The sequence below is a fragment of the Pantoea sp. CFSAN033090 genome, assembly GCF_001264395.1.
Lineage (GTDB): Bacteria > Pseudomonadota > Gammaproteobacteria > Enterobacterales > Enterobacteriaceae > Pantoea > Pantoea agglomerans.
In genome coordinates this window covers 14,232-36,419 of sequence record NZ_LGYX01000022.1, presented here as the reverse complement: position 1 = coordinate 36,419, position 22,188 = coordinate 14,232, and the positions used below count along the sequence as shown (strand labels likewise).

The 22,188-nt window shown below is 56.4% G+C and carries 19 protein-coding genes; 14 read left to right on the top strand and 5 right to left on the bottom strand.

What is annotated here, in order from left to right; all coding sequences use genetic code 11:
• Window positions 1–123: 123 nt before the first annotated feature.
• The 4 genes from pldA to AFL22_RS17775 all read left to right on the top strand — a co-directional run bounded on the left by pldA (window position 124) and on the right by AFL22_RS17775 (window position 4,525).
• Window positions 124–1,002, top strand: a complete 879-nt coding sequence (pldA, locus tag AFL22_RS17790; protein WP_010257301.1) for a phospholipase A — start codon at window positions 124–126, stop codon at window positions 1,000–1,002.
• A gap of 24 nt (window positions 1,003–1,026) precedes the next feature.
• Window positions 1,027–2,856 (top strand): ATP-dependent DNA helicase RecQ, encoded by a 1,830-nt coding sequence (gene recQ / locus AFL22_RS17785; protein WP_010257299.1) that lies wholly within the window; start codon window positions 1,027–1,029, stop codon window positions 2,854–2,856.
• A gap of 12 nt (window positions 2,857–2,868) precedes the next feature.
• Window positions 2,869–3,492 (top strand): threonine export protein RhtC, encoded by a 624-nt coding sequence (gene rhtC, locus AFL22_RS17780; RefSeq protein ID WP_010257296.1) that lies wholly within the window; start codon window positions 2,869–2,871, stop codon window positions 3,490–3,492.
• A gap of 223 nt (window positions 3,493–3,715) precedes the next feature.
• Complete coding sequence (locus tag AFL22_RS17775) at window positions 3,716–4,525, top strand: DUF1460 domain-containing protein (protein ID WP_052271837.1); 810 nt, start codon at window positions 3,716–3,718, stop codon at window positions 4,523–4,525.
• Window positions 4,526–4,578: 53 nt separating this feature from the next.
• Here the strand turns inward: AFL22_RS17775 and rhtB are convergent, their stop codons facing one another.
• On the bottom strand, window positions 4,579–5,202 hold the full coding sequence (gene rhtB / locus AFL22_RS17770) for a homoserine/homoserine lactone efflux protein (RefSeq protein WP_052271836.1): 624 nt from the start codon (window positions 5,200–5,202) through the stop codon (window positions 4,579–4,581).
• A 112-nt stretch (window positions 5,203–5,314) separates the two neighbouring features.
• Here rhtB and pldB point away from each other — a divergent pair, with 112 nt between their 5' ends.
• Together pldB and yigL are read left to right on the top strand one after the other, a co-directional pair.
• The gene (gene pldB, locus AFL22_RS17765; protein WP_010257288.1) at window positions 5,315–6,307 is read left to right on the top strand and encodes a lysophospholipase L2; all 993 of its coding nucleotides are present in this window, start codon (window positions 5,315–5,317) and stop codon (window positions 6,305–6,307) included.
• A 52-nt stretch (window positions 6,308–6,359) separates the two neighbouring features.
• Window positions 6,360–7,160, top strand: a complete 801-nt coding sequence (yigL, locus tag AFL22_RS17760) for a sugar/pyridoxal phosphate phosphatase YigL (RefSeq protein ID WP_010257286.1) — start codon at window positions 6,360–6,362, stop codon at window positions 7,158–7,160.
• Between the two features lie 49 nt (window positions 7,161–7,209).
• Here the strand turns inward: yigL and glpT are convergent, their stop codons facing one another.
• Window positions 7,210–8,550: a glycerol-3-phosphate transporter gene (gene glpT, locus AFL22_RS17755; RefSeq protein WP_010257284.1), complete on the bottom strand. Its 1,341-nt coding sequence runs from the start codon at window positions 8,548–8,550 to the stop codon at window positions 7,210–7,212.
• 373 nt (window positions 8,551–8,923) lie between these two features.
• Between glpT and AFL22_RS17750 the strand changes: the two genes are divergently transcribed.
• Window positions 8,924–9,787, top strand: coding sequence for a carboxylate/amino acid/amine transporter (locus tag AFL22_RS17750; protein ID WP_033773271.1), 864 nt, complete (start codon window positions 8,924–8,926; stop codon window positions 9,785–9,787).
• A 511-nt stretch (window positions 9,788–10,298) separates the two neighbouring features.
• On the opposite strand, the gene AFL22_RS17745 is transcribed toward AFL22_RS17750, so the two are convergent.
• Window positions 10,299–10,778 carry a DUF1456 family protein gene (locus tag AFL22_RS17745; RefSeq protein ID WP_010257278.1) on the bottom strand — a complete coding sequence of 160 codons (480 nt, stop codon included), beginning with the start codon at window positions 10,776–10,778 and terminating at the stop codon, window positions 10,299–10,301.
• Window positions 10,779–10,861: 83 nt separating this feature from the next.
• Window positions 10,862–11,788, bottom strand: a complete 927-nt coding sequence (gene metR, locus AFL22_RS17740; protein WP_003854400.1) for an HTH-type transcriptional regulator MetR — start codon at window positions 11,786–11,788, stop codon at window positions 10,862–10,864.
• A 144-nt stretch (window positions 11,789–11,932) separates the two neighbouring features.
• Here metR and metE point away from each other — a divergent pair, with 144 nt between their 5' ends.
• Window positions 11,933–14,203, top strand: a complete 2,271-nt coding sequence (gene metE / locus AFL22_RS17735; RefSeq protein WP_052271835.1) for a 5-methyltetrahydropteroyltriglutamate--homocysteine S-methyltransferase — start codon at window positions 11,933–11,935, stop codon at window positions 14,201–14,203.
• A gap of 55 nt (window positions 14,204–14,258) precedes the next feature.
• Here the strand turns inward: metE and AFL22_RS17730 are convergent, their stop codons facing one another.
• Window positions 14,259–15,092 (bottom strand): dienelactone hydrolase family protein, encoded by an 834-nt coding sequence (locus AFL22_RS17730; RefSeq protein ID WP_010671680.1) that lies wholly within the window; start codon window positions 15,090–15,092, stop codon window positions 14,259–14,261.
• Between the two features lie 303 nt (window positions 15,093–15,395).
• Between AFL22_RS17730 and udp the strand changes: the two genes are divergently transcribed.
• The 6 genes from udp (at window position 15,396) to ubiB (ending at window position 22,188) form a co-directional block, all read left to right on the top strand.
• Window positions 15,396–16,157, top strand: coding sequence for a uridine phosphorylase (gene udp, locus AFL22_RS17725; RefSeq protein ID WP_010257266.1), 762 nt, complete (start codon window positions 15,396–15,398; stop codon window positions 16,155–16,157).
• A 92-nt stretch (window positions 16,158–16,249) separates the two neighbouring features.
• On the top strand, window positions 16,250–17,518 hold the full coding sequence (locus AFL22_RS17720; protein WP_052271834.1) for a tetratricopeptide repeat protein: 1,269 nt from the start codon (window positions 16,250–16,252) through the stop codon (window positions 17,516–17,518).
• A gap of 85 nt (window positions 17,519–17,603) precedes the next feature.
• Window positions 17,604–19,103, top strand: a complete 1,500-nt coding sequence (gene rmuC / locus AFL22_RS17715; RefSeq protein WP_010257260.1) for a DNA recombination protein RmuC — start codon at window positions 17,604–17,606, stop codon at window positions 19,101–19,103.
• A 75-nt stretch (window positions 19,104–19,178) separates the two neighbouring features.
• Entirely contained in the window at window positions 19,179–19,937 is a 759-nt protein-coding gene (gene ubiE, locus AFL22_RS17710) for a bifunctional demethylmenaquinone methyltransferase/2-methoxy-6-polyprenyl-1,4-benzoquinol methylase UbiE (RefSeq protein ID WP_008926452.1), read from the top strand.
• Between the two features lie 11 nt (window positions 19,938–19,948).
• Window positions 19,949–20,554, top strand: a complete 606-nt coding sequence (locus AFL22_RS17705; RefSeq protein WP_010257253.1) for an SCP2 domain-containing protein — start codon at window positions 19,949–19,951, stop codon at window positions 20,552–20,554.
• Window positions 20,551–22,188, top strand: coding sequence for a ubiquinone biosynthesis regulatory protein kinase UbiB (gene ubiB / locus AFL22_RS17700; protein WP_010257248.1), 1,638 nt, complete (start codon window positions 20,551–20,553; stop codon window positions 22,186–22,188). Before AFL22_RS17705 ends, ubiB begins: the two co-directional genes overlap by 4 nt.

Here is a 22,188-nt window from a genome sequence, read left to right as displayed (position 1 = left end):
GCGAGGGTGTTTCCAGTTTAAGAAATCAGCACTCATGCTCACTGCCATTTGCGTGTAGAATGGCCTGCTTTTTACGACACCCTTTCAGTTACTTTGATACGCAGCTGCTCACCGGAGAATTTTATGCGTAAGCATCGCGCCTTGCTGGCGGCAATGTTGATATTTCCTGCGCTGGCGCAGGCGGATGAAGCCCATATTAAAGAGGTTCATGACGCGCCACAGGTTCAGGGCAGCATTATTGCTAACCTGCTGGAGAAGCATGACAACCCGTTTGTTCTCTATCCTTACGAGAACAACTATCTGCTTTATACCTATACCAGCGACCTCAATAAAGAGGCGATCTCCTCCTATAACTGGGGAGAGAATGCCCGCAAAGATGAAGTGAAATTCCAGCTCAGCCTGGCGTTTCCGCTGTGGCGCGGTATTCTGGGCGACAACTCGGTGCTGGCAGCCTCTTACACCCAGCGTTCCTGGTGGCAGCTGTCGAATAGCGCTGAGTCATCGCCATTCCGCGAGACCAACTATGAGCCGCAGATTTTCCTGGGCTGGGCGACCGACTATTCGCTGGCGGGCTGGACACTGCGTGATGTCGAAGTGGGTCTGAATCACCAATCCAACGGACGAAGCGATCCCACCTCGCGCAGCTGGAACCGCGTCTATGCGCGTCTGATGGCAGAGAATGGTAACTTCCTGGCGGAAATCAAACCCTGGTATCGTATCCCTGAAGGGGCGAACAGCGATGATAATCCTGATATCACCAAATACATGGGTTACTACCGCACCCGTCTGGGCTATAAGCTCGGCGACAATATCTTCAGCGTAGAGGGCAACTATAACTGGAACAGCGGTTATGGCGGCGCTACCCTGGGCTGGAGCTACCCTATCACTGAGCACGTTCGCTTCTATACTCAGGTGTTTAGCGGTTACGGTGAATCACTGATCGATTACAACCATCGCCAGACGCGTCTGGGTGTGGGTGTAACACTTAACGACTTGTTCTAATCCATAACGAAAGACAGGAATCGCGTGGCAACCTCGGCAGTTCTTAATCAGGAAGCGCTGGCGCAGCAGGTATTGCAGGATACCTTCGGCTACCAGCATTTTCGTCCCGGTCAGCAGACGATCATTAATGAGGCGCTGAGCGGGCGCGATTGTCTGGTGGTGATGCCCACCGGCGGTGGTAAATCGCTCTGTTATCAGATCCCTGCGCTGGTGCGCGAGGGGCTGACGCTGGTGGTGTCGCCGCTGATCTCGCTGATGAAAGATCAGGTCGATCAGCTGCTGGCGAACGGCGTGGCGGCGGCGTATCTCAACTCCACCATGACGCGCGATCAGCAGCAGACGGTGATGGCCGACTGCCGTACCGGTCGGGTTAAGCTGCTCTACATCGCCCCGGAACGCCTGATGATGGATAACTTCCTGGACAGTCTGGCGCACTGGCAACCGGCGATGCTGGCGGTGGATGAAGCGCACTGTATTTCCCAGTGGGGCCACGATTTCCGCCCGGAATATGGCGCACTCGGCAAGATGCGTCAGCGCTTCCCGGAATTACCGGTAATGGCGCTGACCGCGACCGCGGATGAAACCACCCGCAACGACATCGTTAACCTGCTGCATATGCAGGATCCGCTGATCCAGATCAGCAGTTTTGACCGCCCCAATATTCGCTACACGCTGGTGGAGAAATTTAAACCCACCGATCAGCTGCTGCGTTACGTTCAGGATCAGCGCGGCAAGTGCGGCATTATCTACTGCAACAGCCGGGCGAAGGTGGAAGACACCGCCGCGCGACTGCAAAGCCGGGGGTTCAGCGTCGGGGCATACCACGCCGGTATCGACAGCGAACAGCGTGGCCGGGTGCAGGAAGCGTTTCAGCGTGACGATCTGCAAATCGTGGTGGCGACGGTGGCCTTTGGCATGGGCATCAACAAGCCCAACGTCCGTTTTGTGGTTCACTTCGATATCCCGCGCAACATCGAGTCCTATTATCAGGAAACCGGGCGAGCCGGACGTGATGGTCTGCCTGCCGAAGCGATGATGCTTTACGACCCGGCCGATATGGCCTGGCTGCGTAAATGTCTGGAAGAGAAAGTGCCCGGACCGCTGCAGGATATTGAGCGTCACAAACTCAACGCCATGGGCGCGTTTGCTGAAGCGCAGACCTGCCGCCGTCTGGTGCTGCTGAACTATTTTGGCGAGGGCCGCCAGCAGCCGTGCGATAACTGCGATATCTGTCTTGACCCGCCTAAACGTTATGACGGCCTGGTTGAAGCGCAAAAAGCGCTCTCCGGTATCTACCGCGTGGGTCAGCGTTTTGGTATGGGCTATATCGTTGAGGTGCTGCGCGGGTCCAACAATCAGCGTATCCGTGAGCAGGGTCATGACAAGCTGCCGGTCTATGGACTGGGCAAAGATCAGAGCCACGAACACTGGGTGAGCGTGTTACGTCAGCTAATCCATCTGGGGCTGGTGACGCAGAACATCGCTATGCATTCGGCTCTGCAGCTCACCGAAGCGGCGCGCCCGGTGCTGCGCGGTGAAGTGCCACTGATGCTGGCGGTGCCGCGTTTGATCACCGCAAAAACAAAAAGCAGCAGTCCGGCGAAGTTTCACGGTGGCAACTACGATCGCAAACTGTTCGCCAAGCTGCGTAAGCTGCGAAAAGCGATCGCCGATGAAGAGAATATTCCGCCTTACGTGGTGTTCAATGACGCCACACTGATAGAGATGGCAGAACAGATGCCGGTCAGCGCGTCCGAGATGCTCAGCGTCAACGGCGTGGGTCACCGCAAACTGGAGCGCTTTGGCAAACCTTTCCTGGTGATGATCAAAGAGCATCTTGATGATGAAGAGTAAAGGACACTGATTATGCTGATGTTATTCGCCACTGTGGCGCTGGTGCATCTGGTGGCGCTGATGAGCCCCGGCCCCGATTTCTTTTTCGTGTCACAGACTGCCGCCAGCCGCTCGCGCAAAGAGGCGATGATGGGTGTACTGGGCATTACGCTGGGCATTGTGGTCTGGGCGGGTGTGGCGCTGATGGGACTGCATCTGATTCTGGAAAAAATGGCCTGGCTGCATCAGATCATCATGGTCGGCGGTGGACTTTATCTGTTGTGGATGGGCTGGCAGCTGATGTGCTCGGCACGTCAGCGTCACAAACAGCCGCAGCAGGATGAGCCGGTGGTTGCGTTGCCGAAACGCGGCATGAGCTTTCTCAAAGGCCTGCTGACGAACCTGTCGAATCCTAAAGCCATTATCTACTTCGGCAGCGTCTTCTCGCTATTTGTTGGCGACGATGTCGGTTCGGCGGAGCGCTGGGGTCTGTTCCTGCTGATTGTCGGTGAAACCTTTGCCTGGTTTACCCTGGTGGCGGCGATTTTTGCGCTGCCGTGGATCCGCGCTAAGTATCAGCGACTGGCGAAATGGGTCGATGGCATGGCCGGCGTACTGTTTGCCGGTTTTGGTATCCACCTGATTCTTTCGCGTTAAACACCGTTTCAGTCCTTATGCCGGCGTGCGCGTTGCGCCTCCGGCAGAAACCTCCCTTGCTGTCGCTTCCTCCAGAGAGTTCGCTTGTGTGACGGATGTCACATTCCAGGGCTCAGGGAGTTTTGCTGTTGCAACCGCAGATAAATCGTCACTCTTTATTAATCATTCATATCCATATCTCCATTAAAGTCGGGAAGCAGGCGCAACGTTTATGGAGAGGATGATGAGAGTGAAGTTCATATTACTGGTGTTGATGACGGCCTGTATCAGCGCCTGCGCCTCGCCGGATGCCGCCCGCAACCCTGCGCCAGAGCCGGGCCAGACCGATGAGGTCACCTCGATCCTGATGCAGACGCTGCCCGATGTCGATCAGACGCAGGGCGAAAGGATTAGCCGGATCTCTGCGACGTTTCTCGGAACACCCTATGAAGCGGATACGCTGATCGGTTCTCCCACGCGTCCGGAAGCGCTGGTGATCAATTTCAACGGTGTGGATTGTTACACGCTGCTTGATTACGTGCAGGCGCTGAGCCGCAGCCACGATCGTGCCAGCTTTGAGGCTAACCTGATTCGGACCCGCTACGCTGGCGGTGAGGTCAGCTACCGGAATCGTCGCCACTTTTTTTCCGACTGGTTTGCCGATAGCCCGCGCAATGCCGATGACGTGACCCGCACTCTTAGCCCGGATACGGTGACGGTGGTGAAGCACCTGAATCGTCAGGCCAGCGGAGCAGAACAGGTGCCCGGTCTGGGTGTGATTGCACGTCCTGTCACTTACATTCCGGCCCGGGCGATCACACCGCAGGTGCTGAACCAGATTCAGACCGGCGATTACGTGGGGGTTTACGCCACCAGTCAGAGCCTGGATGTTACGCATGTGGGGATTGCTGTCCGGCATGATGGCCGCTTGTGGTTCAGGAACGCCTCTTCGCTGGCCGTTAATCGAAAAGTTGTCGATGCGCCGTTCAGGGAATATATGCGTTCGAAGCCGGGCATCATTGTGTTGCGTGCGGTTCCACTGACAGCGCCGTAGCGGGGCCAGGGAAGAAGGGATAATCTTTCGCGCCGAATTCGGCGCGTCAGACGTTAAGCGATTTTTCTGGTGCTGGCCAGCAGCGCGCCTACTGCCATAAACAGCCCGCCAAAAATGCGGTTCATTAACTTCATCTGTTTTGGTCCCTTAATCCAGCCCGCAATCCGCGTTGCCAGCGTGGCGTAGCCAATCATCACGATGATATCGACCACAACGGTGGTGACGCCGAGCACCAGATACTGCATAAATAGCGGCTGATGCGGCTGAATAAATTGCGGGAACAGGGCGGCGAGAAAGACGATACTTTTCGGGTTGGTCAGGTTAACCAGCACGGCGCGTTTGAACAGGCGACGACGCGGCATCGCTCTGGCGACTGCATCCAGATCAATGCCACCCGCTGAGCGCCACTGCTGAATACCCAGCCAGACCAGATAGGCCGCACCGGCCCATTTCAGAATCTCAAACGCCAGCAGCGACTGAGAAAACAGCGCGCCCAGACCGATGCCGACCAGCACGATATGCAGCGCCAAACCGACCTGCAAACCGGAGATAGAGGCCACCGTGCCGCGATAGCCGTGGCTGATACCGGTACTCATGGTGTTGATTGCGCCGGAACCGGGCGACAGGCTGAGAATTGTAGTGGTAAGCAGATAGGTCAGCCACCATTCGATGGTCATGGGTCAGGCTCTCTTTAGTAGCGGAATTGTGACACAATACGCCAGAAATAAGCGCGGCGCTACGGCCTGCGCATGGCATTCAGGACTCTGTATCCGGTCATCAGGAGGGCGAATGAATCAACACAAAGCCAGCTGGCTGCGACGAGAAAAAGCCTTTGCTGCCTTCGCTACCGGGCCATTGCTCGATTTCTGGCACAGCCGCGAAGAGCTTGAGTTTACCGGCGTGGGTAATCTGACGCTGCGCTACGTCCGCTTCACATCACCGCAACACAAGCGTGTGATCCTGATTGTGCCGGGACGCATCGAGAGTTACATAAAATATCCTGAGCTGGCGTACGATCTGTTTCACTGCGGATTTGATGTGGTAATCCTTGACCATCGCGGCCAGGGGCGTTCCGATCGCCTGCTGGAAGATTCACATCGCGGTCACGTGGCGGAATTTACCCATTATGTCGACGACCTTGAAACGCTCTATCTGAAAGAGATTATCAGCGGTCACTACCAGCAGCGCTATGCGCTGGCTCACTCTATGGGCGGCGCAATCTTAACGCTGTTTCTGGCGCGTCAGCCGCAGGCGTTTCATGCGGTCGCGCTGGTGGCGCCGATGTTTGGCATTGCTTTACCGCTGCCCTCTTTTCTGGCCCATCGGATCCTGGACTGGGCGGAGAAGCGTCCGGCGATGCGCGATGGCTATGCGCTCGGCACCGGCCGCTGGCGTGCGCATCCGTTTGGCATTAACCGGCTGACGCACAGCACCGAGCGTTACCGGCGAAATCTGCGCTTTTATGCGGACGATCCGGCGATTCGCGTTGGCGGGCCAACCTACCATTGGGTACGTGAAGGCATCCATGCAGGTCGCAACATCATCAGTCAGGTCGATAAGATCACCACGCCACTGCTGCTGTTACAGGCCAGCGATGATCGGGTGGTCGACAATCGTTCGCAGGACCTTTTTTGTGCCGCGATGGCAGCGGCGGGTCATCCGTGTGAGGGCAATAAGCCACGGGTGATCGACGGTGCGCGTCATGAGATCCTGTTTGAAAAGGATGAGATGCGCGCCGAAGCACTCAATGCAGTGGTCGACTTTTTTTCCTCGCACCACTGACGTTATTTATCCGACCGGTTAAGGCCGGCAGAACCAGATACCCGAGGTTTTCATGTATCACATCGTTGCATCCGATCTGGATGGCACGCTGCTTTCTCCCGAACATCGTCTGACCCCTTTTGCGCGTGAAACGCTGCAGCAGCTGGTCGCGAAAGATATTCACTTTATATTCGCCACCGGCCGTCATCATATCGATGTCGGACAGATGCGCGACAGCCTGGCGATTCCGGCCTATATGATCACCTCAAACGGCGCGCGCGTGCACAACGCCGAGGGCGAACTGGTGTTCAGTCATAATCTGGATGAGGATATCGCCAGCGATCTGTTTGGCCTGCAATATCATCACAGCGATATTCTGACCCACGTTTACCGCGACGATGAGTGGTTTGTCAGCCGCTCAAGCCCGGCTGAGCAGGACTATTTCCGCGAGTCGGTGTTCAACTATCAGGTCTATGAGCCGGGTCTGCTGCCAACCGATAATATCAGCAAGGTCTTTTTCACCTGCGAAAATCCCGAGCATCTGATCCCGATGGAACAGGCGATTGAAGCGCGCTGGGGCGATCGGGTTAACGTCAGTTTCTCACTGCCTACCTGTCTGGAAGTGATGGCGGGCGGCGTGTCGAAAGGGCATGCGCTGGAAGCGGTCGCGAAAACGCTGGGCCATTCACTGGAAAGCTGTATCGCCTTTGGCGACGGCATGAACGATGTGGAGATGCTGAGCATGGCGGGTAAGGGCTTTATCATGCAGAACGCCCATCAGCGGTTGAAAGATACGCTGCCGGAGCTGGATGTGATCGGTTCAAATGCCGATGATGCCGTGCCGCAGACGCTGCGCACGCTCTATCTTGCTTAAACCGTCAGCGCAAAAAAAGGGCCGGATATCCGGCCCTTTTTTATTACCGTCAGGCAGGGGTCTTTTTGTGTTTGTGTTCGCTGACCATGGTCAGTAACAGCAGGATAACCGCCAGCACACAGCCAGCAATCATCACCATGAAGCCGCCGTCCCAGCCGAAGTAATCGACGGTGTAACCGACAATGGCGCTGGCCGCCACCGATCCACCCAGATAGCCGAACAGGCCGGTGAAGCCCGCCGCCGTCCCCGCCGCTTTTTTCGGGGCCAGCTCCAGCGCGTGCAGACCAATCAGCATCACCGGACCGTAGATCAGGAAGCCAATCACAATCATACAGGCCATATCGACGCCAGGATTGCCCGCCGGGTTAAGCCAGTAGATCACGGTCGCGATGGTTACCAGCGTCATAAAGAACACCCCGGTCGCACCGCGATTACCGCGGAACACTTTGTCCGACATCCAGCCGCACAGCAGCGTTCCGGGGATCCCCGCATACTCATACAGGAAGTAAGCCCACGACGATTTATCCAGCGTGAAATGTTTTACTTCTCTGAGGTAGGTCGGCGACCAGTCGAGAATGCCGTAGCGCAGCAGATAAACAAATACGTTGGCCAGCGCGATGTACCACAGCAGCTTGTTCGGCAGTACATATTTCATGAAGATCTGTTTAGCCGTCAGCTCCTCTTCATGGCTGGCATCATAGTCGGGCGGATAGTCGTTTTTGTACTCTTCAATCGGTGGCAGACCACAGGATTGCGGCGTATCACGCATCAGCGCAAAGGCCAGAATCGCAATGGCGATGGCGCCAAACGCCGGCATATAGAGTGCCGCTTTCCAGTCGTTGAACCACGCCATACCGAGCAGGAACAGCAGAGGCGGAATACCGCCGCCGACATTATGGGCGCAGTTCCAGACCGAAACGATCCTGCCGCGCTCCTTCTGCGACCACCAGTGAACCATGGTACGTCCACAAGGTGGCCAGCCCATGCCCTGGAACCAGCCGCAGATAAACAGCAGCACGAACATCACCATAATGCTGGAGGTGGCCCAGGGAACGAATCCCATGATCAGCATCACTGTCGCAGCCAGAATCAGGCCTGCCGGTAAGAAGACGCGCGGGTTTGAGCGGTCAGAGACCGATCCCATGATGAATTTTGAAAAGCCGTAGGCGATGGAGATGCCGGATAAGGCAAAACCGAGATCGCCACGTGAAAAACCCTGCTCTACCAGATAGGGCATGGCGAGTGCGAAGTTTTTTCTGACCAGATAGTAGGCGGCGTAACCAAAGAAGATCCCGATGAAAATTTGCCAGCGCAGACGACGGTAGAGCGGATCAACGTGATCCTCCGCCACCTGCGGCTGACGTGGTGCAGGTTTAAAAATGCTCAGCATCAGTGAGGCCCTCCAGGGCACATTATGGTTTTTAATTCCCAGCAGGTTGGAGCAGGAAAAGAGCAGAAGAAAATGGACGCAGAATGTTCCATTTCGCGCAAAGAATAGTGTTAGTTGCGCAACGTTACTGTGATGAATGACACATTTGTTACACTTTTATTACATTCTGGAGCGGAAGTGATCATGCGATGGATTATTTCGCGCATTTTATCTGGCTGAAAGATCTTTATGCAGACAGTTATGTCAGGAAGCGAAAGCCCTTTCCGATGGCTATTCTGATCGCCTGGTTTGTAATCAGATGTCAACCAGATTTCACAGCCTGATGACAGCACATTGTTTACACTGACGGCTTGTTAATTTCGGGGTCGTCACCGTGTTTTTATTGATTATTACCACCATTCTGTGGGCCTTTTCGTTCAGTCTGATTGGCGAATACCTTGCCGGGCAGGTGGACAGCTGGTTCTCTGTACTGATGCGACTGGCGCTGGCTGCGCTGGTATTTTTACCTTTCCTGCGCTGGCGTGGTCATCGCCCTTCAACGCTGTTGCTTTACATGCTGGTCGGGATGCTGCAGTTGGGCGTGATGTATCTGCTGAGTTTCGAAGCCTATCTCTACCTTAGCGTGTCGGAATTCCTGCTGTTTACGGTGATGACGCCGCTTTATGTGACGCTGATTTACGATCTGATCAGCCGTCGTCCACTGCGCATCGGCTATATCTTCAGTGCACTGCTGGCTGTGGCAGGTGCGGCCATTATTCGCTATGACAAAGTCAGCGATCATTTCTGGTTTGGTCTGCTGTTAGTGCAACTGGCAAATATCTGCTTTGCGGCGGGAATGGTGGGCTATAAGCGTCTGCAGGAGACCCGCCCGATGCCGCAGCACACGGCCTTCTCCTGGTTCTATCTGGGTGCGGTGTTGATTGCGGTGATCGCCTGGTGTGCCTGGGGCAATCCACAGAAGTTGCCGACCACCTCATTGCAGTGGGGCATTCTGGTCTGGCTGGGCATTGCGGCTTCCGGTCTCGGCTATTTTATGTGGAATTATGGTGCGACCCAGGTCGATGCCGGCACGCTGGGCATTATGAATAACATGCACGTTCCTGCCGGGCTGCTGGTGAATCTGGCTATCTGGCAGGAGAAACCGCACTGGCCAAGCTTTATTGCGGGCGCACTGGTGATCCTCGCCTCGCTGTGGGTGCATAAGCGCTGGGTGGTAGGGCGCGGTGACCGATCATAAACAGGGCTGTTGCATGGGTGCGGCCTCCCGGGCTGGCGCGTCCGATCGCGAAGGAATCTCACATCCCTGTGGATCGGCCGGGCCATCCCTGGCCCGGACGCTTCGCTCTTCAGACGCGCCAGCCCTGGAGACTTAACAGCATCATCGCAGTTGAACCAGGGGCTCAGAGCGAATATGAAGGAGGGGATGGAGCGCTGAAACGTAGAGCATTCGCGATGGAGCTGGCGTGTGCGATCGCGAAGGAATCTTCCAGGATGGTTCAGAAATGCTCCCGGCGCTTTTTTCCCCTGCGACGAAGGCTCTACCGATGACCCGCTTTCACTCCCCAGGGCTGGCCTGGTGTTGCTAATTAAAAAGCCATGAAGAAGCTTAAGGGAAGAGGTGGCGCAACTGAGGAGCAAAGCGTCCGAGCCAGGGATGGCGAGGCCGTGCTGCATGGATGCAGGCTTTCTTTGCGATCAGATGCGCCACTTCTGACCACGCAGGTACCCGAAGCGATCAGCCACAGACGTTAAGCAGGCTTTTCACTCTTAGGACGCTGAATCATCGCCAGCCCTTTCAGGAAGTTACGCAGAATCTGATCGCCGCATTCGCGATAGTTCTTATGATCAGGTTTGCGGAAAATCGCACCAATCTCAGCCTGTGAAACGGTAAAATTCACGCGTTTCAGTACATCAGGAATGTCGGTGGTTTTCAGATCAAAAGCGATACGCAGCTTTCTCATGAAGATGTTATTGGTCATCTTGCGCTCAATCGACGGCGCGGGCGCATCTTCACTTTTGCCGCGACGGTAGAAGATCAGGCCATTCAGGAAATAACCCATCAGCACATCGGGGCAGGGACGGAACGCAGCATCGTCATCTTTTTTCAGCCACGCCTGAATATCCGCCAGCGGCACGTCACATTGCGCCAGCGCAAAAATCTCCACCATTTTGGCATCGCTCAGGTTGAGCATATAGCGCACGCTGCGCAGAATATCATTGTTAGTCATGGTGAAATCTTCTCGTGGTCAGTCGACAGGCTGCGCATTATAGGGGATTTTGCCCGCCTTCGCGCAGGTTTGTGCCCGCCAGATTATCGCTGCAACACCGCACCGGGCAGCGCGGCGTCGCGCACAAAAGGCAGATGCTCACAGGCGTGCTGACGGGCAAAGCGGATAAACGCTTCCAGCACCGGCTGACGTTGCTCCCCTTCGCGCACGGCCGCATAAAGACGGCTCCACAGGCCATCGCCCAGCGTGCGGGTGACCACCAGACCCTGCTTCTCAAAACTCTCCACCACCCAGTGCGGCAGCGCGGCAATCCCCATACGTGCCGAGACCATCTGAATCATCAGCAGGGTATTATCCACACTTTTCAGTGCCGGACTGACGCCTGCGGGCTGCAGGAAGTGACGCCAGATATCCAGACGCTGACGCTGCACCGGATAGATCATCAACACCTCATCGGCTAGATCTTCCGGTGAAATCTGCTCAACCTGCGCCAGCGGGTGATCCGTTGCCAGCACCAGCCGCACTTCATAATCAAACATCGGGGAGTAGAACAGACCCGAGCGCGCCAGGATATCGGAGGTCAGCACCACATCCAGCTCACCCTGTTGCAGGGCGGGTTGAGGATCAAAGGTCACGCCCGATTTGAAATCCATCACCACCTGCGGCCAGCTCTGACGGAATTTATCCAGCGCGGGGGTCAGCCACTGAATGCAGCTATGGCACTCTATTGCCACCCGCAGCGTGGTCTGATGTGGCTCATGGCAGGCCTGCAATGCCTGCTGAATCTGCGGCAGCACCTGCTCTGCCAGCTGCAGCAGAATATCGCCCTGCGGCGTAAAGCGCAGCGGCTGACTTTTACGCACGAACAGGCGGAATCCCAGCCGCTGCTCCAGATCGCTGAACTGATGAGACAACGCCGATTGCGTCTGATGAAGCTGGGCCGCCGCCGCCGCCAGCGAGCCCGTATTGCGCAGAGCCTGAAGCGTCCGCAGGTGCTTGAGTTCGATCATGAGAGTCCTTCACATCGAAAATGAACATATTGCGCTTGAGCAATATACAGTACCCGCAGAGTATAGCAGTGTAAACATCTGGACGGCTAAACATCTTTGGCTGCCCATTTCAGCCAAAGTGAAAGATTATCTGGAGAACAGCACATGACTATCCTGAACCATACCCTCGGCTTTCCCCGTATTGGCCTGCGCCGTGAACTGAAAAAAGCGCTGGAGAGTTACTGGGCTGGCGACAGCACGCAGCAGGCGTTACTGGCGACGGGCCGTGAGCTGCGTGCGCGACACTGGCAACAACAGAAAGAGGCGGGCGTCGATCTGCTGCCGGTCGGCGATTTCGCCTGGTATGACCATGTGCTGACCACCAGCCTGATGCTGGGTAACGTGCCCGCGCGTCATCAGAACAAAGCCGGCACAGTGGATCTCGACACCCTGTTCCGCCTGGGACGCGGTCGTGCGCCGACCGGTGAGCCTGCGGCGGCGGCAGAAATGACCAAATGGTTTAACACCAACTATCACTACATGGTGCCGGAATTTACCCAGGGTCAGACGTTTAAACTGACCTGGACCCAACTGCTGGACGAGGTGGATGAGGCACTGGCGCTGGGACACAACATCAAGCCAGTGCTGCTGGGGCCGGTGACGTATCTGTGGCTGGGTAAAGTGAAGGGTGAGCCGTTTGAACGTCTGTCGCTGCTGGAGGGAATTCTGCCGGTCTATCAGCAGGTGCTGGCGGAACTGGCTAAGCGCGGCATCGAATGGGTACAGATTGATGAACCCGCTCTGGCACTGGAGCTGCCGCAGACGTGGCGCGAAGCCTTCCAGCCGGCGTATGACGCACTGCAGGGTCACAGCAAACTGCTGCTGACCACCTATTTTGACAGCATCGGCCAGAACATTGATGTGATTCGTGCGCTGCCGGTGCAGGGGCTGCATGTCGATCTGGTCCATGGTCGTGATGATATTCAGCAACTGAATCAGCAACTGCCCGCCAGCTGGCTGCTGTCGCTCGGCGTGATCAACGGACGCAACGTCTGGCGCGCCGATCTGAGCCGCTGGTTCAGCCGCTTGCAACCGCTGACCAGAGCGCGTGAACAGGTGTGGATCGGCTCCTCCTGCTCGCTGCTGCACAGCCCTATCGACCTGAGCGTCGAGACCCGTCTGGATGATGAAGTCAAAAGCTGGTTCGCCTTTGCGCTGCAGAAATGTGCCGAGCTATCACTGCTGAGTCAGGCACTCAACAACAACGATGCGACGGCGCTGGAAGCCTGGAGCGCACCGGTACACGCCCGCGCTCACTCCCGCCGCGTGCATAATGCGGCGGTGGGCCAGCGTATTAAGGCCATTACCCCACAGCACAGTGAACGCCAGAGCGCTTATCCGGTGCGGGCGGTCCTGCAGCGTCAGCGTTTCAATCTGCCAGCCTGGCCTACCACCACCATCGGCTCTTTTCCGCAGACCACTGAAATTCGCGGCCTGCGCCTCGACTTTAAACAGGGCCGGCTCGACAGCAACCATTATCGCACCGGCATCGCGGAGCACATTAAGCAGGCGATTATCGAACAGGAGCGGCTGGGGCTGGATGTGCTGGTTCACGGTGAAGCGGAACGTAACGACATGGTTGAGTACTTCGGCGAACATCTGGAGGGGTTTGTCTTCACACAGAATGGCTGGGTTCAGAGCTACGGTTCACGCTGTGTGAAACCGCCTGTCATTATTGGCGATGTCAGTCGTCCGGAGGCGATCACCGTTGAGTGGGCCAGATATGCCCAGTCGCTGACCAACAAGCCGGTAAAAGGGATGCTGACCGGTCCGGTAACCATCCTCTGCTGGTCATTCCCGCGTGAAGATGTGTCACGCGAAACCATCGCGAAACAAATCGCGCTGGCGCTGCGTGATGAAGTCGAAGACCTGGAGAAGGCGGGCATCGGGATTATCCAGATTGATGAGCCTGCGCTGCGTGAAGGTCTGCCACTGCACCAGTCTGAATGGGCCGCCTACCTGAACTGGGCGGTGGAGGCCTTCCGACTGAATGCGGCGGTGGCGCGGGATGAAACGCAGATTCACACCCATATGTGTTACTGCGAGTTCAACGACATCATGGACGCTATCGCGGCGCTGGATGCCGATGTGATCACCATCGAAACCTCGCGATCTGACATGGACCTGCTGGAGGCGTTTGAAAACTTCGACTACCCGAATGAAATCGGCCCCGGCGTCTACGACATCCATTCGCCTAACGTCCCCAGCGTGGAGTGGATAGAAGAACTGTTGCTGAAGGCGGCGAAACGTATTCCGGAAGCGCGTCTGTGGGTGAACCCGGACTGCGGTTTGAAAACACGGGGCTGGACGGAAACGCGTCAGGCGCTGGCGAACATGGTGACGGCGGCGAAGAAATTGCGTGGAGAAACGGCGTAGGGAATCGGGTCTGGTGGACGAAAAAATCAGGGGCGCAGACGCGCCCCTTTTTCATTTACTGTGATGCAACACCATACTGCCTGAACCAGGCCAGCATCCGCTGCCAGCCATCATTGGCAGATTCAGCATGGTAGCTTGCACGATAGTCAGCATTAAAGGCATGGCCCGCTTCGGGATAGACGATGATCTCTGCGGTTGCATTGGCGGCATGCAGTGCCTGACGCATCTGCTCGACGCTCTCCAGCGGGATACCCTCATCCTGGCCACCATACAAACCTAATACCGGCGCATTCAGGTCGACCGCAATATCAATAGGATGTTTCTGCTGCTTCAGCGTACGCTCACCGGTCAGTCGTCCATACCACGCCACGGCGGCGCGCAGTTGCGGGTTATGCGCGGCGTAGAGCCAGCTGATGCGACCACCCCAGCAAAAACCGGTGATGCCCATGCGACGAATATCGCCGCCGTTGCGTGCGGCCCAGTTGGCGGCATGATCGAGATCGGCCAGCACCTGGCTGTCAGGCACTTTGCTGACCAGCTCGCTGAACAGCGTCGGGATATCATTATACTCAGCGGGATCGCCCTCGCGGAAATAGAGCTCAGGCGCAATCGCCAGATAGCCTTCCAGCGCCAGGCGGCGGCAGATATCCCGGATGTGTTCATGCACACCAAAGATCTCCTGCACGACCAGTACGACTGGCCACGGGCCTTCCGCTGACTGGGGTTTTGCAAAGAATGCCGGCATATTTTCGCCCTGGCTGGGCACTGAGGTTTCACCCGCGTGAATCGCCGGGCTGTCGGTAATGATGGTGGTGGAGGCGGTGGGCTGCACGGCAGGGGCAAAGCCGCCCGTCGCCGGTTTTTGTGCCATATTATCACTGGGTTTCATTATTCTCTCCGTGCAAGCATTTGCGCAATCACGTAACTATAGCCTGGCCGGAAAGCGTATGCGCCAGGTGTCGGGTCACAGAATCAGCAGCGAATAAAATCATCCTCCTCTTTAACATTGCGCAGACCCTGACACAGCCCCACCGAGAGCTATCCGCGCCAGGAAGATGCTATTGTGTGATTGTTGTCACAATTTATCTTTAGGGAAATGTAACTTTCATTTTCTTAAGTGAATGTTGTCACATATTTATTGGGCGTGCTGGCGTAGAGTGGCGCGCTACCTTCCCTTAACAGGAGTCTGAAAATGACACAGTCTGACGTTTTCCATCTTGGCCTGACCAAAGCCGATCTGCAGGGCGCCACCCTGGCGATTGTGCCGGGCGATCCGGAGCGCGTGAAGAAAATTGCCGGACTGATGGAAGATGCCACGCATCTCGCCTCACACCGTGAATTTACCTCCTGGCTGGCAAAAATTGATGGTAAGCCGGTCGTGGTCTGCTCAACCGGCATTGGCGGTCCGTCTACCTCGATTGCGGTCGAAGAGCTGGCGCAGCTTGGCGTGCGTACCTTCCTGCGTGTCGGTACCACGGGCGCTATCCAGCCGCATATCAATGTCGGCGATGTGCTGGTGACCACCGCATCCGTTCGCCTGGACGGGGCCAGCCTGCATTTTGCGCCGATGGAGTTTCCGGCAGTGGCTGATTTCGCCTGCACCACCGCGCTGGTTGCCGCCGCAGAAGCCTGTGGCGCGAAAACACATATTGGCATCACCGCCTCTTCTGACACCTTCTATCCGGGTCAGGAGCGCTACGACACCGTCTCGGGCCGCGTAGTCAGTCGCTTCAGGGGATCGATGAAAGAGTGGCAGGAGATGGGCGTTCTCAACTATGAGATGGAATCCGCTACACTGTTAACCATGTGCGCCAGCCAGGGTCTGCGAGCCGGCATGGTGGCGGGCGTGATTGTGAACCGCACTCAGAAAGAGATCCCGGATGCGGTCACCATGAAACAGACAGAAAGTGACGCAGTGAAGATTGTGGTCGAAGCGGCGCGTCGCTTACTATAACGACCGCGTCTGGCAGCAGGTTTTTTGTCCAGACTCAAAACCTGCTGCCGGTAGTTAACGGCGCGTAACATCAGTGAAACCTGAGAGTTTTTATGCGCAATACGATTCCCGTCCGACGTCCTGCCCCTGGTGCTAATCCGGCCGCACTCAAAGCCATGCTGGAACGCAGTGCCGAACGTTTCCGTGCCGCCATGCAACAGGGCGACTATGCGCTGGCCGCTCAATGCTGTGAAGAGGTATTGCGCACGATGCCCAATCAGATGCAGGTGCTGAGCGACTACGCGCTCTGCCTGCTGCGTCTGGGTCAGTACAATAAATCGTACAAAATCTACCAGAAGATTTATCAGTCGCCGCCCGCGGTGCAGGCTACCGCCTCTGAAACCTGGCTGGATGGCCTGACCGAAGTGTGTGGCTGGCTGGATAAAAAGGATGAGGTGGCGCGTCATGGGCTGGCCTCGCTGATGCGCTCTGATGCGCGTTTCAGTCAGGGGCAGCGCGCCACGTTTCCCACTCCGCAACCGGAGCCTGTCGATCTCACTCATCCGCACCAGAATGTCATCGCTTTCTGCCTCTATGGCGATCAGCCGCGCTACTGTGAAACCTTAATCAAAAACGTTGAAGTGGCGCCTGAGCTCTATCCCGGCTGGGTCTGCCGCATCTACCTCGATGACAGCGTGCCGCAGCATGTCTGGCAGCGCCTTGACCAGCCGCACGTCCAGCTGATCGATATGTCCCACGAGAAAACGCTGTTTCCGACCCTGTGGCGTTTCCTGGTGATGGACGATCCTGGCGTGAAGCGTTTTATCGTGCGTGATGCCGACTCGCTGCTCTCGGAGCGCGAAGCGGCGGCGGTTAACGCCTGGCTGGCGTCGCCTTACTGGTTCCACCATATGCGTGACTACTTCTCCCATACTGAGCTGCTGCTGGCAGGGATGTGGGGCGGCTGTCACGGCGTCTTCCGGGATGTGGAACAGGCGATGCGCGATTTCATTGCGCAGTATCAGGGCAGCCAGCGCTTCACCGATCAATATTTCCTCAAGGTGGCGTTGTGGCCGACGGTGCGTGAAAGCCTCCTGAGCCACGATGCGCTGTTTCATTTTCATCAGGCCCAGCCGTGGCCTGACCATGCCCCCGTGCGCTGGCAGACGCCGCATTTCCATGTGGGCAGCAATGCCGGTTTTGCCAGTATGACCGGCAAATCCAGCGCCGCTGAGGGAAGCAGACAGCGCGTCGCGATCACCTCGGGCGGGACAACCTGGCACTATCTGGCGGAGGTTAAAAAGGGTGAATGGCTATTGCCCATGCCGTTTTTCCTGATTGATGAGTGGCAGGCTGGCAAGCTTACGGTGACGGCGCTGTAAGGCGCTGAATCCTGTTAAAATTATCTGGACATTCATACAGTGCGACTCTACCTTTCCCTCAGCAGCCTGAGTCGCGGGGGAAATCATGGATCAGCACATCATTATCAGCGCCTGTCTGGCGCTTGCCGGGTTAGGGATTGGCTGGATGCTGGCACAGTTACGTGCCGGCCATCAGGTCGCCAGTTTCCAGACCGAGCGCCGTCTGCAGGAAGAGGCGCAACAGCGTCAGCAGCAGCAAATCGAACAGCTTCAGCAGCAGACGCAGCAGCGTGAGCAGGAGCTTCGTCAGCTGCACGGCGCGCTGAGCGGCGCCAATGAGCGGCTGCAACAGCTTGATTACTGGCGTAATGAAAGTGAGCAGCTTAATCGTGAACTGCGCAATCAGCTGGAGGTCAACAGCGCACAGGAAGCGGAGCTGCGTGAGGTGACCATTCGCCTTGAAGAGACCCGTTTCGCCGCAGAAGAGAAACAGCGCCTGCTGACCAACAGCGAACAACGCCTTAGCGCCCAGTTTGAAAACCTCGCCAACCGTATTTTCGAAAACAGCGGCCGTCGCGTCGATGAACAGAACCGGCAAAGTCTGGACGGGCTGATTGGTCCGTTGCGTGAACAGCTTGATGGCTTCCGTCGTCAGGTTCATGAAAGCTTTGGCGCAGAGGCGCGTGAACGGCATACCCTGACCCATGAAATCCGGCAGTTACAGCAGCTGAATGCGCAGATGGCGCAGGAGGCGCTTAACCTGACCAAAGCGCTGAAGGGCGATAATAAAATCCAGGGTAACTGGGGTGAAGTGGTGCTGAGCCGGGTACTGGAAGCTTCCGGACTGCGTGAAGGCTACGAATATGAAACCCAGGTGAGCATTCAGTCAGAACAGCAGGGCAGGATGCAGCCGGATGTGATTGTGCGCCTGCCGCAGGGCAAAGATGTGGTGGTGGACGCCAAAATGACGCTGGTGGCCTATGAGCGCTACTTCAATGCGGATGATGAGATCGAGCGAGAGCAGGCTATTCAGGAACATGTCGCTGCCATGCGGGCGCACATCCGCCTGCTGGGACGAAAAGATTATCAACAATTGCCCGGCTTACGATCGCTGGATTATGTGCTGATGTTTATCCCGGTGGAGCCCGCCTTTTTGCTGGCCATTGACCGCCAGCCTGAGCTGATTGGTGAGGCGCTGCAGCAGAATATCATGCTGGTCAGCCCTACCACGCTGCTGGTGGCGTTGCGTACCATTAATAATCTGTGGCGCTATGAGCATCAGAGCCGCAATGCACAGCGTATTGCCGATCGGGCAACGCGGCTCTATGACAAGATGCGGCTGTTTGTCGATGACATGAGCGGCATTGGTCACAGCCTGGATAAGGCGCAGAACAGCTATCGCGAGGCGATGAAAAAGCTGTCAGAAGGGCGCGGCAACCTGATTGCGCAGACTGAAGGATTTCGTGCGCTGGGCGTGGAGATCAAACGGCCAATTAATCCTCAGCTGGCCGAACGAGCCATGCCGGAAAACCGGGCGGCTGATGACGCAGATGATGACAGTGATGCGGATGAGAGTGAGATGCATGTGAGGCGCCTCCACGAATAGTATGGGCGCAGCGTGCCTGACTTCCGTGACTCTGATACACTTCGGGAAGTATTGTTTGTGGAGCAGGTAAAACCGATGGCAGATGAATCACAGCAGGAAACTACCCATTTTGGCTTTCAGACGGTCGCCAAAAGCGAAAAAGCTGACAAAGTCGCGGACGTGTTTCACTCCGTAGCGGCAAAATATGACCTGATGAACGATTTGATGTCTTTTGGCGTCCATCGTATCTGGAAGCGTTTTACCATTGACAGCAGCGGCGTACGTCGCGGTCAGCGCGTGTTGGATCTGGCGGGTGGTACCGGCGATCTGACGGCTAAATTTTCTCGCCTGGTGGGCGAAACGGGTCAGGTTGTACTGGCCGATATCAACAGTTCCATGCTGAAGATGGGCCGCGAAAAGCTGCGCAATCAGGGCGTGGTCGGCAACGTGAGTTACGTACAGGCCAACGCCGAAGCCCTGCCTTTCCCCGATAACTATTTCGACTGCATTACCATCTCTTTTGGCCTGCGTAACGTTACGGAAAAAGAGAAGGCGCTGGCCTCTATGTTCCGGGTACTCAAGCCGGGCGGACGCCTGCTGGTGCTGGAGTTCTCTAAACCCGTTCTGGATCCGCTGAGCAAAGCGTATGACGCCTACTCGTTCCACATTCTGCCGCGTATCGGACAGCTGGTGGCGCAGGATGCAGAGAGCTATCGCTATCTGGCCGAATCGATCCGCATGCATCCCGATCAGGAGACCCTGAAAGCGATGATGAACGATGTTGGTTTTGAAAATACCACTTACTCCAATATGACCGGCGGCATTGTGGCGCTGCATCGTGGATTTAAGTTCTGAGTGAGATGGTAATGAACCTGACGCCCTTGATTACCGCGGGCCTGGAAACGGCGCTGAACCGTATTCTCTATCGCGATCGTGGCCTGAAACCGGCGCGGCAACGCCTGAATGGCAAAGTGTTGACGCTGCGCCTGAATGAGTTCTCTCATCCGCTGGTGCTGGTCTTCAGTGAACAGCAGGTCGATGTGTTGGCTGACTGGCAGGATCGCAGTGACTGCACGGTGATCACCTCGCTGAAAACCCTGCCGAAGCTGCGCGATCGCCAGCAGCTGACGCCGCTGATCCGTAGCGGTGAACTGCAGGTTGAAGGTGATCTGCAGGTGGTGCAGCAGTTCTCTGCGCTGATGGATCTGGCTGAGCTGGATCCGGCAGAATATCTGGCTCCCTGGGTCGGCGATATCGCCGCACAGGGGATCAGCCAGCGCTCACAACAGGCATTACGCTTTTTCAAAGGTGAAGTGCAGCGTCGCCAGGATTATCTCGGACAGGCCATAACCGAAGAGTGGCGTGTTGCGCCTGGCTCGCTGGAGTTAGCCTGGTTTTCTGAGGAGGTCGACGCGATGGAACGTTCGCTTGAGGCGCTTGATGCGCGTCTGGCGCAGCTGGAGGCAAAATGAGTTTTGGAGAGATCCGCCGCTTATATCTGATCATGAAGGTGTTTCTGACCTATGGCCTTGATGAACTGATTCCTCAGACACGCCTCACTTTCCTGTTTCGCCTGTGGCGTCGCTCTGTTTTCTGGATCCCTAATCTGCATCAGCATGAACCGATCGGCGCACGTATGCGCATGGCGATGGAGCAGCTGGGTCCGGTCTGGATCAAGTTTGGCCAGATGCTGTCGACCCGTCGTGATCTCTTCCCGCCGCTGATTGCCGATCAACTGGCGATCCTGCAGGACCGTGTTGCGCCGTTCGATGGCGTCAAAGCCAAAGCGCAGATTGAAGCTTCAATGGGCGCGCCGATTGAAACCTGGTTTGATGATTTTGATATCAAGCCACTGGCTTCGGCATCCATTGCGCAGGTGCACACCGCCACGCTGAAATCAACTGGCAAGAAAGTGGTGATCAAAGTGATTCGCCCCGATATTTTGCCGGTGATTCGGGCGGACATGAAACTGATCTATCGCCTGGCCCGCTGGGTCCCGCGCCTGTTGCCGGATGGCCGTCGTCTGCGTCCGGTCGAGGTGGTGCGCGATTATGAGAAAACCCTGCTTGATGAGCTGAATCTGTTACGTGAAGCGGCCAACGCCATTCAGCTGCGCCGGAATTTTGAAGATAGCCGCATGCTCTATGTGCCGGAAGTCTATTCCGACTACTGCAGCGAAACCATGATGGTGATGGAGCGCATCTACGGCATTCCGATTTCAGATGTTGCCACGCTGGAGCGTCATGGCGTTAATATGAAGCTGCTGGCAGAACGTGGCGTGCAGGTCTTCTTCACCCAGGTCTTCCGCGACAGCTTCTTCCATGCGGATATGCATCCTGGCAATATTTTTGTCAGCTATGAACATCCCGAAGATCCACAATATATCGGCATCGACTGCGGTATCGTGGGTTCACTGAACAAAGAAGATAAGCGCTATCTGGCTGAAAACTTTATCGCCTTCTTCAACCGTGACTACCGTAAGGTCGCGGAGTTGCACGTTGACTCAGGCTGGGTGCCGCCCGATACCAACGTAGAAGATTTCGAGTTTGCGATTCGTACGGTCTGCGAGCCGATTTTTGAAAAACCGCTGGCTGAAATCTCCTTCGGGCATGTGCTGCTGAACCTGTTCAACACCGCACGCCGCTTTAATATGGAAGTGCAGCCGCAGCTGGTCCTGCTGCAAAAAACGCTGCTCTATGTTGAAGGCATCGGCCGTCAGCTCTATCCGCAGCTCGACCTGTGGAAGACAGCCAAGCCCTTCCTGGAAGAGTGGATCAAAGATCAGGTGGGATTACCGGCTATTATCCGTGCGGTAAAAGAGAAAGCGCCATTCTGGGCTGAGAAACTCCCTGAGCTGCCGGAGCTGTTTTACGACAGCATGCGCCAGCACAAACTTTTGCGGCACAGCGTCGATAAATTAGTGGGCGATATGAATGCGCAGCGCGTCCGGCACCATCAGGCGCGTTACCTGTTCGGCGTCGGTGCAACGTTGCTGTTAAGCGGAACGGCTGTGCTGCTCACCCGACCGGATTGGGACTTTTTCCCGGCGGTGTTGATGGCAGCAGGAATTGTCTCCTGGTTAATCGGCTGGCGTAAGACAAACTGA